Source organism: Pseudomonas orientalis (assembly GCF_022807995.1).
GTDB lineage: Bacteria > Pseudomonadota > Gammaproteobacteria > Pseudomonadales > Pseudomonadaceae > Aquipseudomonas > Aquipseudomonas orientalis_B.
The window spans coordinates 5,547,247-5,560,724 of record NZ_CP094351.1 but is presented as its reverse complement, the minus strand read 5'-3'; the positions used below and the strand labels follow the sequence as shown (position 1 = coordinate 5,560,724).

Genomic DNA, 13,478 nt, shown 5'->3' with positions numbered 1-13,478 from the left:
ACCCATGACAAACCTGTCGAGTCACCGAGCTGGACCTTCTTTATGGACCCGTCGACCCACGTTGCTCGTGGGTGTCGCGACACTCTGGAGTTTGCCTGGCGTCGTGCCTGCCTTGGAACTGGGCGAGGGCTTCGACCTGGCGGCGTTGACCACGCATGGCATCGATCCGAAAGTATCGGACTACTTCCGCACGGCGGCGCGCTTTCGCGAGGGCACCCAAGTGGTGGGGTTGCAAGTCAATGGCAACCCGCTTGGGTTGGTGGACGCTCAGTTCGACGCCAATGGACAATTGTGTTTTACCCCGGCACTGCTGGAGAAAGCCGGGTTGGTAAAGCCTGATGGGGTCGTGCGCAAGGGTGCCACCGCCGACCAGGCATGCCATGACTTCCTGGGAGCGTTCCCCACAACCATGGTCCGGCTGCGCCCTGGCAACGATGAGGTGTCGCTGGTGGTGCCCACGTCATCATTGCGTGGACCGCAGTGGGAAGCCGGGGATTTTGCCCGTGGCGGGGCGGCGGCGTTGTTCAACTATGACGTGCAAGGTTTCGACAGCCATTCGCGCAGCGGGAACAACCGGTTTGTATCGGCCTATACCGAGGCAGGTTTCAACCTGGGCGATTGGATCGTTCGCAGTCGCCAAGTCCATGTTTCCGACAACGGAGTGACGCACAACGAGCACCTGTATGCCTATGCGCAGCGGGACATGGCCGCATTGCAGTCGACTTTCCAGGCCGGCCAGATTTCCAGCAACAACCCACTGTTTGGCGGCATCCAACTGTCCGGTGTGCAGTTCTCGCCCGATGGTCAGTCGCGCGTGCCGGCGGGCAGCAATAATGCCGTGGTGGAAGGCCTGGCTCAGAGTCAGTCGCGGATCGAGGTGCGTCAGTCCGGTGTGTTGATCCACAGTACGCTGGTGCCCGAGGGGCCTTTCCGGCTGACTGGATTGCCGTTGCTCAATGGTACGAGCGACCTTGAAGTCAGTGTGATTGATGTGCGCGGGGCCAGACGTAGCTTCGTAGTGCCGGCGGCTTCGTTCGCCGGGGCCGTGCCTGCCGCGCCTGGTTATTATTTTTCCCTGGGCAAGATACGTGAAGAAACCCAGGGTGAGGGCCCCTCGCCCGTTGTCGCCATGGGCAGCGGGACCTGGGGCCTGGGGCGCGATTCATCTGGCGGTTTGGGCTTGTTGAGCACCGACGAGTACTGGTCGGCGGGCGGCACGTTGAGCAGTGTATTTTTCCAGCGAGTGTCGGTGGGCGCGCGCCATAACCTGTCCCGCGACAGCCGTAATGCGGTATCCGGTTCCCGCAGTAGCGTATCCGTAAGCAGCCCGGTCTCCGCCAGCATCGATGTCAACCTCAGCGCCACCAGCCAGACGCGCGGCTATCGCGAGGTGACTGAGGCCGGCCGCCCGATTAAAGCTGACGTGCTGGAGTCGCGCTTCAAGAATCAATATACGGCGGGCGTGACATGGGTCGACCCGACCCTGGGTGCGTTCTCCCTGGGCTATACCCGGGGCGCTCAATTTGATGGGCAGTCGAGTGAACACGTATTTGCGTCATGGAACAAGTCGTTCCGCTATGCCGATGTCGCGTTGATTGCCGATTCGCAGGTAGGCAGCACCCAGGCCCGCCGCGACGCCACGCGGGATAGGAACCGGCGTGACACCGTCCGCGAAGATGACGTGTCGTTGCGGTTGCAAGTCAGCGTGCCCCTGGGCGGTGATCGGCGCGTGAGCAGCTATATCAGCCGCCGTGGCGGGCAATCCCGTACCGGTACGGCGCTCAACCAACGGGTCAATGAATATGTGAATTACGAAGTGGGTGTCGAGCGCGACCTCAGTGCAAAGGAGCAGTCGATGCGCGGTCAGGTGGATCTCACGCCGCGCTACACCCAGGTCGGTCTGGGCGTCAGTCGCGACCCACTGGGCACCAGTTATACCGGGCAATTGCAGGGCGGCGTGGTCGCTCACGAAGGTGGGGTTACCTTCTCGCCTTACACGGTGCAGGACACTTTTGGTATTGCGTCGGTGGGCGACATAGGTGCTGCAAAAATCGACACCCCGCAAGGTCCGGTGTGGACCGACTTCACCGGCCAGGCCGTGCTTCCAAGCTTGCCTGCCTACACCAACAGCCATATCGAAGTGCAAACCCAGTCCTTGCCAAAGCGCGTTGATTTGAAGAACGGCACGCGGGTGCTCGCGGCGGGGCGTGGCTCCGTCAACACCGTGGCGTTCGATGTGGTGAAAGTGCGCCGCATGCTGGTCAACACCACTGATGATCAGGGTCGACCGCTGCCTCAGGGGGCTGCGGTGTTCGGCAAGGGTGATCGTTTTCTGACCAGCGTAGTGGGCGAAGGCATGATCTTTCTCAATGACGTGAACGACTTGCAAGACCTGAAGGTTTTATTGCCGGACTCTGCCAGTTGCCTGCTTAACATTTCACCCGGGGGCCAGCCTGATAATGACAAGTTCTTCGAAACAACCGCGGCGGTGTGTCATGGTCGGTAAGCATAAAGGCATCGGTTTCGCATTGTTCTGTACGGTGCTGCTGGCTCAGGGGGCGCGAGCCGACAACTGCCGATTGTCATTGAGCCAACCGCGTATCGACTACGGAGTCATACGCAGGGAGGCGCTGGCCGAAAGCGCCACGGTGAGGCTCGGCACGCGCACGCTGCAGCTCAACGTTCTGTGTATCGAGCCATCGGCAATGGCGCTGCGGTTCATCGGCACCGCCGATGGGCAAGCGTTCCGCTTTGGCCAGCAGGGGCGACTGCGTTTGAGCCTCAAGCATGCACAGGTGGACGGGCGTGTTGTCGAGTGGGCAATGATGAGCCAGCCAGATGGCGGCACCGGTGGGCAGTTGTTGCCGGGACAGGTCCTGGTGGCCCGTGCCGCAGGAGTACCGGTGACAGGCCAACGCTTGACGGCCCAGGTCGATATCGACACCGACCTGCCCGCCGACGCCCTGCAAGTACGCAGCCAGACGCTGCTGGAAGGGCAGGGTAGTTTTGAACTGGTCAGCCCGGCTGTTCCACCGAACCGATGAAGTTGGCGAGCTCCGGCGTTTGCGGGTTGGCAAACAGCACCTTGGGATCGCCCACTTCATGCACCTTGCCCTGGTGCATGAACACAAGCTTGTCACCGACTTCGCGGGCGAAGCGCATTTCGTGGGTCACCATGATCAGGGTCATGCCGTCCTTGGCCAGTTGACGCACCACGCTGAGCACTTCATTGACCAGTTCCGGGTCCAGGGCCGAGGTGATTTCGTCGCACAGCAGTACCTTGGGCGACATGGCCAGAGCGCGGGCAATGGCGACACGTTGTTGCTGACCACCGGACAGCCGATCCGGGAAAGCGTCGAACTTTTCCCCCAGGCCGACCCGCTCCAGCATCTGCCTGGCCAGTTGCGCAGCCTTGGTCTTGGGCACTTTCTGCACCACTTGCGGGGCGAGCATCACATTCTCGCCGACGGTCAGGTGCGGGAACAGGTTGAACTGCTGGAACACCATTCCGACCTTCTGCCGCAGGCTGCGCAGGTCGGCGCGGGCGGCGTCGAGGTATTCGCCATCGACTTCGATCACGCCATCGTTGATCGACTCCAGGCCATTGAGGGTACGCAGCAACGTGGATTTACCCGAGCCACTGCGGCCGATGATCGCCACGACCTGGCCTTCTTCAACGGTCAGGTCAATGCCCTTGAGCACGTGGTGATCGCCGTAATATTTATGCAGGGCGGAAATTCTAAGCAGAGGCATGCAGTCTCCTTTCCAGGTAGCGCGCACTGAGGGACAAGGGGTAGCAGAGCAGGAAGTAACCGAGGGCCACCAGGCCGTAGACCATGAAGGGTTCGAAAGTGGCGTTGGCGAGCATGCCGCCGGTCTTGGTCAGCTCGGTAAAGCCGATGATCGAGGTCACGGCGGTGCCTTTGACCACCTGCACCGAAAACCCTACGGTTGGCGCCACGGCAATGCGCAGGGCCTGGGGCAGGATTACGTAGCGCAGTTGCTCAAGGGGGTTGAGCGCCAGGCTGGCCGACGCCTCCCACTGCCCGTGGGCAATGGAGTCAACGCAGCCGCGCCAGATCTCGGCGAGGTAGGCGCTGGTAAACAGGGTCAGGGCGATGGCCGCCGCCAACCACGGCGAAATATCCACACCGAGCAGGGCAACGCCGAAGAACACCAGGAACAACTGCATCAGCAGCGGCGTGCCCTGGAACAGTTCGATATAGGTACGTGCGAGATTGCGCGCGAAGGCCTTGTTGCTGATGCGCAGGATCATCACCAGCAAACCGATCAGGCCTCCGCCGACAAACGCCACCAGCGACAGCAACAGCGTCCATTGCAGGCCGGTTAGCAGGTTGCGCACGATGTCCCAGAAGGAAAAATCACTCATCGACTGTTCCTCATCACAAAGCGGCGGCCGATCCAGTTGAGCAACTGACGAATCATCAACGCCATGCACAGGTAAACCAGGGTGGTCAGGGCATAGGTTTCAAAGGCGCGGAAGTTGCGCGACTGAATGAAATTGGCGGCAAAGCTCAGCTCCTCGGTGGCGATCTGCGAGCACACCGCCGAGCCGAGCATCACGATGATGATCTGGCTGCTCAAGGCCGGCCACACCTTGCCCAGTGCCGGCAGCACCACCACGTGACGGAACGCTTCGAAGCGCGTCATCGCCAGCGCGGCGGCGGCTTCCAATTGTCCTTTCGGGATAGCCTGGATGCCGGCACGAATGATCTCGGTGGAATAGGCGCCCAGGTTGATCACCATCGCCAGCACAGCGGCTTGCCACTCCGTGATCTTCAGCCCCAGGGACGGCAGGCCGAAGAAAATGAAGAACAACTGCACCAGGAACGGCGTGTTGCGGATCAGCTCGACATACACCCCGAAAAACCAGGCGAACGGCTGGATCTTCCACGCCCGCACCACGGCCCCAACGGTACCCAGGGCCACGCCGAGAATGGCACCGATGGCCGTCAGCTCAAGGGTGAACAGCGCGCCGCGCAGCAGCAGGTCGGTGTTGGCCAGCACCGGCACAAAGTCAAATTGATACGCCATGGATCAACTCCGGCTTAGAGGTCGGCAGGCAAGGGTTCTTTGAGCCATTGCAGCGCGTTCTTTTCCAGGCTGCCGTCAGCCTTGGCCGCGACCAGAATCTGGTTGACCTTCTCCAGCAACGCCGGCTCGTTCTTGTTCACGCCGACGTACACCGGCGAGTCCTTGAGCTTCACTTTCAGCGCAGGCACGCGCTTGGGGTTGCGTTCGCTGATCGCCACCATCACCACGTTGCCGCTGGCGATCAGGTCGACCTGGCCGGCCAGGTAGGCGGCGATGGTCGAATTGTTGTCTTCAAAGCGCTTGATGGTCGCCTCTTTGGGCGCGACAGCCGTCAGCGCGATGTCCTCAATGGCGCCACGGGTCACGCTGATGGTCTTGCCTTTGAGGTCGTCGGTGCTGCTGACCGCTGCGTCAGGCGGGCCGAATACGGCGAGGTAGAACGGTGCATAGGCCCTGGAGAAGTCAATGACCTTTTCGCGCTCGGGGTTCTTGCCCAGGCTGGAGATCACCAGGTCCACCTTGCCAGTGGTGAGGAACGGGATGCGGTTGGTGCTGTTGACCGGGGTCAATTCCAGCTTGACGTTGAGTTGGTCGGCCAACAGCTTGGCGGTGTCGATGTCCAGGCCGCGGGGCTTCATGTCAGGTCCCACCGACCCGAATGGCGGGAAGTCCTGCGGCACAGCAACCTTGAGGGTGCCACGGGCGACGATATCGTCCAGACCGTTGGCCTGGGCGGGTGCCTGGCTCAGCATCAGGCTGGCAAACAGGGCAGTGAGCAGGGCGCTGTAGCGCTTGGTCATGGCAACTCTCCGAGAAGGGCGAAGGAATTTTCTGGGTTTGCTCAGTGCATAGCCCATGCCAGCCCTCTCGGAATGGTCTGCAAGGCACGCAAGCATTGAGATGGGTTGGTCTTACTGGTCTGAACAGTGCCTGAGCTTTTCGCACCCTTTTCGAGCGCCGTGAAAAACGTGCGAGCCCCTTTGGGGCGTGGCTTGCCGACAGACGTGAATAGCTTTACAACTGGCCACTCCGTTGACTTCAACCGTGAGTTTTGCATGAATTCCATCGCCCAAGCCGTACCGGAGGCGGCCCTGCAGGCCATCCGCAAGCTGATTAAGGAGCAGGGCTTCGGGCCGGGGGATGCATTACCCTCTCAACGCGATTTAGCGGTGCGGCTGGGCGTGAGCCGGGCGTCGTTGCGCGAAGCGTTATCGTCCTTGAGCGCCCTGGGTGTGGTCAGTGTGCAGCCGGGCAAGGGCGTGTTCGTGCAGGCGCCGGACCCTCCGTCCGAACTCGCCTGGCCGTTTGCGGCGCAGGCCACGCCGCTGGACATCTTCCAGCTGCGTTACGCTCTTGAGGGGTTCGCAGCCGGTCTGGCGGCGGTCACATTGACCACCGACGAGCTCGACAGCCTCCAAGACAATGTCGAGGCCATGCGCAAGGTGCTCAAGGCCGGTGACTTTGAAACCGCCGCGCGGCTCGACTTCGAGTTCCACCGGCGCATCCTGCTGGCCAGCGGCAACCAGGCGATGCTGAGTATTCTAAGCGCCAGCGCCGAGGTCTTCCTGGAAAGCCAGAAACTACCGTTCATCCGGCCGGAACGCGCCCTGGAAACCTGGCAGGAACATCGCAAGATCCTGCGCGCCCTGGCCCGGCGCGCCAGTGCGGCAGCGCAGAAAACCATGCAGGAACATGTACGTAATGCGGCGTTGCGCACGGGCATTGCCTTCGTCACACCCGTCTCCCCGTAAGCGGGCGATACCCAAAGTCATGCACGGCCATAGCAACACTCAATCAGAGGCGGCTTCCTGAACGGGGGAAGGGCGGCTATGATGGGCAACGTTTTTTTTGCTTACAATCCGGAGACATCCATGAGCAACGATCTTATCAAGCACGTCACCGACGCGACCTTTGAGGCCGAAGTACTCAAGGCTGCTAGCCCGGTACTGGTTGACTACTGGGCTGAATGGTGCGGCCCTTGCAAAATGATCGCTCCGGTCCTGGACGACATTGCAACCACTTACGAAGGCAAGTTGACCATTGCCAAGCTGAACATCGATGAAAACCAGGAAACCCCGGCCAAGCACGGCGTGCGTGGTATTCCAACGTTGATGCTGTTCAAGAACGGCAACGTCGAAGCCACTAAAGTGGGCGCGCTGTCGAAGTCCCAGCTGCAAGCTTTCCTCGACGCCAACATCTAAGCGTTGTCAAAAAAGCCCCGAAAATCTCGGGGCTTTTTCGTAAAACAGGGCTAGACGCTCCGAAATTCAGGTGGTACATTCGGCCCCGCACTGGTTTCTCCACTGCCCCCTGCAAGCCGTCGCCGACGCATTCCTTTTCGATTAGTACGCGATCCTGTCGCCTTCTCTGCGGCGCGGCCTCATTAAGCCAAAAGCTTAATTTCCCCCCTCCATAAATGATTACGTCATTCCTATATGAATCTGACTGAACTCAAGCAAAAGCCGATTACCGACCTGCTCCAACTGGCCGAAGAAATGGGCATAGAAAATATGGCCCGTTCGCGCAAGCAGGACGTGATTTTCTCCCTGCTCAAGAAGCACGCGAAAAGCGGCGAGGAAATCTCCGGTGATGGCGTGCTGGAGATTCTCCAGGACGGCTTCGGCTTCCTCCGCTCCGCAGACGCTTCCTATCTTGCCGGCCCAGACGATATCTACGTCTCGCCGAGCCAGATCCGTCGCTTCAACTTGCGCACCGGCGACACCATCGTTGGCAAGATCCGACCACCGAAGGAAGGCGAGCGTTATTTCGCCCTGCTCAAGGTCGACACGATCAACTTCGATCGTCCCGAGAACGCGAAAAACAAGATTCTCTTCGAGAACCTGACCCCGCTGTTCCCGACCGTGCGCATGAAGATGGAAGCCGGCAACGGCTCCACCGAAGACTTGACCGGTCGTGTGATCGACCTGTGCGCCCCGATCGGCAAGGGCCAGCGTGGCCTGATCGTCGCACCGCCGAAAGCCGGTAAAACGATCATGCTGCAGAACATTGCAGCCAACATCGCGCGTAACAATCCTGAAGTTCACCTGATCGTGCTGCTGATCGATGAGCGTCCGGAAGAAGTGACCGAAATGCAGCGCACCGTGCGCGGCGAAGTGGTTGCCTCGACGTTCGATGAGCCGCCAACCCGCCACGTGCAGGTTGCCGAAATGGTGATCGAGAAGGCCAAGCGCCTGGTCGAACACAAGAAAGACGTGGTGATCCTGCTCGACTCCATCACCCGTCTGGCCCGTGCCTACAACACCGTGATCCCGAGCTCCGGCAAGGTACTGACCGGTGGTGTCGATGCCCACGCACTGGAGAAGCCAAAGCGTTTCTTCGGCGCCGCGCGCAACATCGAAGAAGGCGGCTCGCTGACCATTATCGCTACCGCGCTGGTTGAAACCGGCTCGAAGATGGACGAAGTGATCTACGAAGAGTTCAAGGGTACCGGCAACATGGAACTGCCCCTGGACCGTCGTATCGCGGAAAAGCGTGTGTTCCCGGCCATCAACATCAACCGTTCCGGTACGCGCCGTGAAGAGTTGCTGACCGCCGACGACGAACTGCAGCGCATGTGGATCCTGCGCAAGCTGCTGCACCCGATGGACGAAGTGGCCGCCATCGAGTTCCTGATCGACAAGCTGAAAACCACCAAGACCAACGACGAGTTCTTCCTGTCGATGAAGCGCAAGTAATACCGCGTTTCAGGTCCGAAAAAATGGCGTCCCGATGGGGCGCCATTTTTTTTGCGTCGAGATTCATCGCGTTTTATGGCATAAGTGTCCGTTAAGTAACAAAAATTGTACGCGCGACTACGCTCACTCCTTTCGTCACAGACTGACCACAATCCTTATGACCACTCTTGCTTACCGCAGGGACATCGACGGCCTGCGTGCCATCGCTGTCCTCGCAGTCGTATTGTTTCACTTCGGCGTTCCTGGTATTACCGGCGGTTTCGTCGGCGTTGATGTGTTCTTCGTCATTTCCGGCTTTCTGATCACTTCCATTATTTGGCGTGAGCGTCAGGCCGGGCGCTTCAGTTTCATCGACTTCTGGGCCCGGCGCGCCCGGCGTATCCTGCCGGCGCTGTTCGTGATGATTGCGGCCACGCTCGTGGTGGGCTGGTTTCTGCTGGCGCCCAAGGACTACGAAGAGTTGGGGCGGTCCGCGCACTATCAGGTGACCTTTACTTCCAATCTATTATTCTCGCGCCAGCATGGCTACTTCGATGCAGCTTCTGACATCAAGCCCTTGCTGCACACGTGGTCGCTGGCGGTAGAAGAGCAGTTCTACATTTTCTTTCCCCTGTTGCTCACGCTGCTTTCAGCTCACCTGAAGCACTGGCGCCTGGCGCTGTTCGCGGTGCTGCTGGGCTCGTTTGGCATGAGCGTCTGGGCGGTTGAGCATGAGCCGCAAAAAGCTTTCTTCCTGCTGCACCTGCGTGCCTGGGAATTGCTGGCCGGTGCGATGCTGGCGGTGCTGCCCAAATATCAATGGCGCGCTTCGCCTGCCCTGGCCCAGGGGGTCAGCCTGGCCTCCATGGCACTGATCCTGATCGCGGTATTCGGTTACGACGCGAAAACCCCGTTCCCCGGCCCGGCCGCGCTATTGCCGGTGCTGGGCGTGGTCGGGTTGATCTGGGCCAACGGGCAGCAATACACCTGGGTCGGGCGCCTGTTGAGCACGCGGGTGATGGTCGGTATCGGGCTGATTTCCTATTCCTGGTACCTGTGGCACTGGCCGGTGTTCGTGTACGCCAACTATGCCGCGGTAGATGGCTTGAGCGCCCCGGAACTGGCCGGGCTGATGCTGCTTTCGCTGGTGCTGGGCTACCTGTCCTGGCGCTTCGTAGAAACGCCGTTTCGGGAAAAACGCTTGCTGGCCTCGCGTAAGGCGATTCTTGCCTCAGCCGTGGTCGGCATTCTGGGGCTTGGCTTCACTGGCTTGGCGATCCGTGAATTCGACGGCGTGCCGTCGCGCTTGTCTGAGCAGGCGTTGATTTTCGCGCAGGCAAAGAAGTGGAGCCCGGAGCTGATGGCGTGCATGGCTGACAAGGACACGCCCGATGAGCGGTTGTTCTGCCATTTCGGTCCGAAAAGTCAGTCGGTCTCCGCACTGGTATGGGGCGACAGTCACGCCACCGCATTGATCCCGGCGCTCAAGGAAGGCGCTGATCGCCATGATATCAGCGTGATCGAGGCCAGCTTTGCGGGCTGTATCCCCTTGGATGGCCTCGAGAACATTTCCCGGTGTGCGCATTTCAACCATCGCGTCGAAAAAGCGATGGCCGAGAAAAAAATCAGCGATGTGGTGTTGGCGGCGCGTTGGAGCCTGTATGTCTACGGGCAAATGTCGGGTGACAAAGAGCATGCGCTCAAAGACCCCAGCACCGGCGAGTACGTGCAGGCTGTGGCTGAACAACGCTTTGCCCAGGGAATGCGCGAGCGTATCCAGGCGCTTCGCGCGGCGGGGCACAAGGTCTGGCTGGTCAAGGAGGTGCCGCTGCAGGAGATCATCGTGCCTTACCGCCTCAGTCGCCTGGCGATGATGCACAGACCGTTTAACGGCGAAGGTCTCGATGTAGCCAAACATATAAAGCGCCAGGCATTTATCAGCCAGTTGTTCGACGAGCTGGCGGCCGCCGACAGCGGCGTCGCGGTGCTGGACCCGGCGCCTTTGCTGTGCGGCGCCGATGGCTTGTGCCGGGTCGAACTCAACGGGCGCGCGCTTTACACCGACGATAACCACTTGTCTGAAGTGGGCGCGCGGCATATCGAGGCGTTTCTGGAACCGCTGTTCAGTTCGTTGCAGTCACGGGGGCTGACGGCCAATTAAGCTGCCAGCCGCCTCGAGAGCAGGTAGGATGTACGCCTATTTTACGGGTGGCATGGTTAATGAAATTCAAGGATCTTCGGGATTTCGTGCAGCAACTTGAGCAGCGCGGAGAGTTGAAACGTATCCAGATGCCGATTTCACCGGTACTGGAAATGACTGAGATTTGCGACCGTACCTTGCGTAACAAGGGCCCGGCGCTGTTGTTCGAGAACCCGACCGGCTACGACATCCCGGTACTCGGCAACCTGTTCGGTACCCCCGAGCGCGTTGCCTTTGGCATGGGCGCCGAGGCGGTCAGCGAGCTGCGCGAGATCGGCAAGCTGCTGGCCTTCCTCAAGGAGCCCGAGCCGCCCAAAGGCTTGAAGGATGCCTGGTCGAAGCTGCCGATCTTCCGCAAGATCATTGCCATGGCACCCAAGGTGGTCAAGGACGCGGTATGCCAGGAAGTGGTCATCGAGGGCGATGATGTCGACCTGGCCATGCTCCCCGTGCAGACCTGCTGGCCCGGCGATGTCGGCCCGCTGATCACCTGGGGCCTGACCGTCACCAAGGGGCCGAACAAGGATCGCCAGAACCTCGGCATCTATCGCCAGCAAGTGATCGGCCGCAACAAGGTGATCATGCGTTGGCTGAGCCACCGTGGCGGCGCCCTGGATTTTCGCGAGTGGTGTGAAAAGCACCCTGGCCAGCCATTCCCGGTCTCCGTGGCACTTGGCGCCGACCCGGCCACCATCCTCGGCGCTGTCACGCCAGTGCCGGACAGCCTGTCTGAGTACGCCTTCGCTGGTCTGCTGCGCGGTAACCGAACCGAACTGGTGAAGTGCCGCGGCAACGACCTGCAAGTGCCGGCCACTGCCGAAATCATCCTGGAAGGTGTGATTCATCCCGGTGAAATGGCCGATGAAGGGCCTTACGGCGACCACACCGGTTACTACAACGAAGTCGACAGTTTCCCGGTGTTCACCGTCGAGCGCATCACCCATCGGATCAAACCGATCTACCACAGCACCTACACCGGTCGCCCACCGGACGAGCCGGCTATCCTTGGCGTGGCGCTGAACGAAGTGTTCGTGCCGATCCTGCAAAAGCAGTTCCCGGAAATCACCGACTTCTACCTGCCGCCGGAAGGCTGCTCGTACCGCATGGCCATCGTCACCATGAAGAAGTCGTACCCAGGCCATGCCAAGCGGGTAATGCTGGGTGTGTGGTCGTTTTTACGACAGTTCATGTACACCAAGTTCGTTATCGTCACCGACGACGATATCAATGCCCGCGACTGGAACGACGTGATCTGGGCCATTACCACGCGCATGGACCCCAAGCGCGACACGGTAATGATCGACAACACGCCGATCGACTACCTCGACTTCGCTTCGCCGGTGTCGGGCCTGGGTTCGAAAATGGGCCTGGATGCCACCCACAAATGGCCGGGTGAAACCACCCGCGAGTGGGGCCGGGTAATCATCAAGGATGACGCCGTGACTGCTCGCGTCGATGCCATCTGGAAAGACTTGGGAATAGATTGATGCGTGTAACCCTGCAACCTTCCGGCGCGGTACTGGAACTGAACCCTGGCGAACGCATCCTCGACGGCGCACGCCGCCTGGGCTACGAATGCCCCCAGGCCTGCCGCAACGGCGTGTGCCACGTGTGTGCGGCGCTGCTGGTGGAGGGCCGGGTGCAGCAGGGCGGTGAGGTGCGTGATCATGGTGAGTTCTACACCTGCATCGCGGAGCCGTTGGAAGATTGCATCGTGTTGTGGGATGGCGTGCTGGCGCCGGGAGAATTGCCGTTGCGCAAATTGTCATGCCAATTGAGCGAATGCGTGGAAGTCGGCGGCGATGTGTGGCGCGTGCGCCTGCTCGCCCCGGCAGGCAAGGCGGTGCGTTACCACGCCGGGCAATACCTGATGATCGAGCGTGAGAACGGCGAGAAGTCGGCGTTTTCCCTGGCGTCGGCGCCTCACGCCGGGCGCGAGCTGGAACTGCACGTACTGGCCCGTGAAGACAGCGCACGCAACCTGTTGGACCAGCTCCAGCGCAACCGGATGGCGCGTATTGAATTGCCGTTCGGTGACACCCACCTGGCTCAGTTGCCTGATGGGCCGCTGGTGCTGATCGCCGCCGGCACCGGCATGGCCCAGATGCACAGCCTGATCGAGCATTGCCGGGCTTCCGGCTTCAAGCACCCTGTGCACCTGTATTGGGGCGTGCGTCGCCCGGAAGACTTCTACGAGATTGAGCACTGGGATCAGTGGCGGCAACTGCCCAACCTGTTCCTGCACAAAGTCGTCAGTGACCTGTGCGGTTGGGAAGGGCGCTGCGGGTTGCTGCATGAAGCGGTGTGCGAAGACATTACCGACCTCAAGGCCGTGCATGTGTACGCCAGCGGGTCGCCGGCGATGATCTACGGCACGCTCGATGCGTTGGTCGACGCCGGCATGGATGCGCACCAGATGCGCGCCGACGTATTTGCCTACGCCCCCCGGCCCTGAAGTGATCGAAATGTGGGAGGGGGCTTGCCCCCGATAGCAGAGCGTCAGTCAATTCGTCGGTGACTGATCCGCCGCTATCGGGGGCAAGCCCCCT

Annotated in this window: 12 protein-coding genes; 8 read left to right on the top strand and 4 right to left on the bottom strand. The window is 60.6% G+C overall.

The annotated features are described in order from the left end of the window. Positions 1-4 precede the first annotated feature (4 nt). The gene (locus MRY17_RS25030) at positions 5-2,506 is read left to right on the top strand and encodes a fimbria/pilus outer membrane usher protein (protein ID WP_181283506.1); all 2,502 of its coding nucleotides are present in this window, start codon (positions 5-7) and stop codon (positions 2,504-2,506) included. Beyond that, positions 2,496-3,044: a hypothetical protein gene (locus tag MRY17_RS25025; protein WP_181283507.1), complete on the top strand. Its 549-nt coding sequence runs from the start codon at positions 2,496-2,498 to the stop codon at positions 3,042-3,044. Before MRY17_RS25030 ends, MRY17_RS25025 begins: the two co-directional genes overlap by 11 nt. Here MRY17_RS25025 and MRY17_RS25020 read toward each other — a convergent pair. The 4 genes from MRY17_RS25020 to MRY17_RS25005 are packed head-to-tail and all read right to left on the bottom strand — an operon-like array spanning position 3,016 to position 5,855. Next, entirely contained in the window at positions 3,016-3,753 is a 738-nt protein-coding gene (locus MRY17_RS25020) for an amino acid ABC transporter ATP-binding protein (protein ID WP_181283508.1), read from the bottom strand. The two genes, MRY17_RS25025 and MRY17_RS25020, sit on opposite strands and share 29 nt — an antisense overlap. Continuing rightward, positions 3,740-4,390, bottom strand: a complete 651-nt coding sequence (locus MRY17_RS25015; protein ID WP_181283509.1) for an amino acid ABC transporter permease — start codon at positions 4,388-4,390, stop codon at positions 3,740-3,742. Before MRY17_RS25015 ends, MRY17_RS25020 begins: the two co-directional genes overlap by 14 nt. Continuing rightward, the gene (locus MRY17_RS25010) at positions 4,387-5,055 is read right to left on the bottom strand and encodes an amino acid ABC transporter permease (RefSeq protein WP_181283510.1); all 669 of its coding nucleotides are present in this window, start codon (positions 5,053-5,055) and stop codon (positions 4,387-4,389) included. The genes MRY17_RS25015 and MRY17_RS25010 overlap by 4 nt, the downstream gene beginning before the upstream one ends. A 14-nt stretch (positions 5,056-5,069) precedes the next feature. Then, positions 5,070-5,855, bottom strand: a complete 786-nt coding sequence (locus MRY17_RS25005; RefSeq protein WP_181283511.1) for a transporter substrate-binding domain-containing protein — start codon at positions 5,853-5,855, stop codon at positions 5,070-5,072. A 255-nt stretch (positions 5,856-6,110) separates the two neighbouring features. Here MRY17_RS25005 and MRY17_RS25000 point away from each other — a divergent pair, with 255 nt between their 5' ends. The 6 genes from MRY17_RS25000 to MRY17_RS24975 all read left to right on the top strand — a co-directional run bounded on the left by MRY17_RS25000 (position 6,111) and on the right by MRY17_RS24975 (position 13,384). Then, positions 6,111-6,806: a FadR/GntR family transcriptional regulator gene (locus MRY17_RS25000; RefSeq protein WP_181283512.1), complete on the top strand. Its 696-nt coding sequence runs from the start codon at positions 6,111-6,113 to the stop codon at positions 6,804-6,806. 120 nt (positions 6,807-6,926) lie between these two features. Next, positions 6,927-7,256, top strand: coding sequence for a thioredoxin TrxA (trxA, locus tag MRY17_RS24995; RefSeq protein WP_181283513.1), 330 nt, complete (start codon positions 6,927-6,929; stop codon positions 7,254-7,256). A gap of 234 nt (positions 7,257-7,490) precedes the next feature. After that, positions 7,491-8,750 (top strand): transcription termination factor Rho, encoded by a 1,260-nt coding sequence (gene rho / locus MRY17_RS24990; RefSeq protein WP_003176825.1) that lies wholly within the window; start codon positions 7,491-7,493, stop codon positions 8,748-8,750. A 157-nt stretch (positions 8,751-8,907) separates the two neighbouring features. Next, positions 8,908-10,890: an acyltransferase family protein gene (locus tag MRY17_RS24985; RefSeq protein WP_191956203.1), complete on the top strand. Its 1,983-nt coding sequence runs from the start codon at positions 8,908-8,910 to the stop codon at positions 10,888-10,890. 59 nt (positions 10,891-10,949) lie between these two features. Continuing rightward, positions 10,950-12,416: a 4-hydroxy-3-polyprenylbenzoate decarboxylase gene (gene ubiD / locus MRY17_RS24980; RefSeq protein WP_191956204.1), complete on the top strand. Its 1,467-nt coding sequence runs from the start codon at positions 10,950-10,952 to the stop codon at positions 12,414-12,416. Continuing rightward, on the top strand, positions 12,416-13,384 hold the full coding sequence (locus MRY17_RS24975; protein WP_243353023.1) for a CDP-6-deoxy-delta-3,4-glucoseen reductase: 969 nt from the start codon (positions 12,416-12,418) through the stop codon (positions 13,382-13,384). Before ubiD ends, MRY17_RS24975 begins: the two co-directional genes overlap by 1 nt. The last annotated feature ends 94 nt before the right edge of the window (positions 13,385-13,478 follow it).

Coding starts and splice junctions, on each gene's coding strand:
- MRY17_RS25030 (WP_181283506.1), top strand. CDS start 5: ATGACAAACCTGTCGAGTCACCGAGCTGGACCTTCTTTATGGACCCGT.
- MRY17_RS25025 (WP_181283507.1), top strand. CDS start 2,496: ATGGTCGGTAAGCATAAAGGCATCGGTTTCGCATTGTTCTGTACGGTG.
- MRY17_RS25020 (WP_181283508.1), bottom strand. CDS start 3,753: ATGCCTCTGCTTAGAATTTCCGCCCTGCATAAATATTACGGCGATCAC.
- MRY17_RS25015 (WP_181283509.1), bottom strand. CDS start 4,390: ATGAGTGATTTTTCCTTCTGGGACATCGTGCGCAACCTGCTAACCGGC.
- MRY17_RS25010 (WP_181283510.1), bottom strand. CDS start 5,055: ATGGCGTATCAATTTGACTTTGTGCCGGTGCTGGCCAACACCGACCTG.
- MRY17_RS25005 (WP_181283511.1), bottom strand. CDS start 5,855: ATGACCAAGCGCTACAGCGCCCTGCTCACTGCCCTGTTTGCCAGCCTG.
- MRY17_RS25000 (WP_181283512.1), top strand. CDS start 6,111: ATGAATTCCATCGCCCAAGCCGTACCGGAGGCGGCCCTGCAGGCCATC.
- trxA (WP_181283513.1), top strand. CDS start 6,927: ATGAGCAACGATCTTATCAAGCACGTCACCGACGCGACCTTTGAGGCC.
- rho (WP_003176825.1), top strand. CDS start 7,491: ATGAATCTGACTGAACTCAAGCAAAAGCCGATTACCGACCTGCTCCAA.
- MRY17_RS24985 (WP_191956203.1), top strand. CDS start 8,908: ATGACCACTCTTGCTTACCGCAGGGACATCGACGGCCTGCGTGCCATC.
- ubiD (WP_191956204.1), top strand. CDS start 10,950: ATGAAATTCAAGGATCTTCGGGATTTCGTGCAGCAACTTGAGCAGCGC.
- MRY17_RS24975 (WP_243353023.1), top strand. CDS start 12,416: ATGCGTGTAACCCTGCAACCTTCCGGCGCGGTACTGGAACTGAACCCT.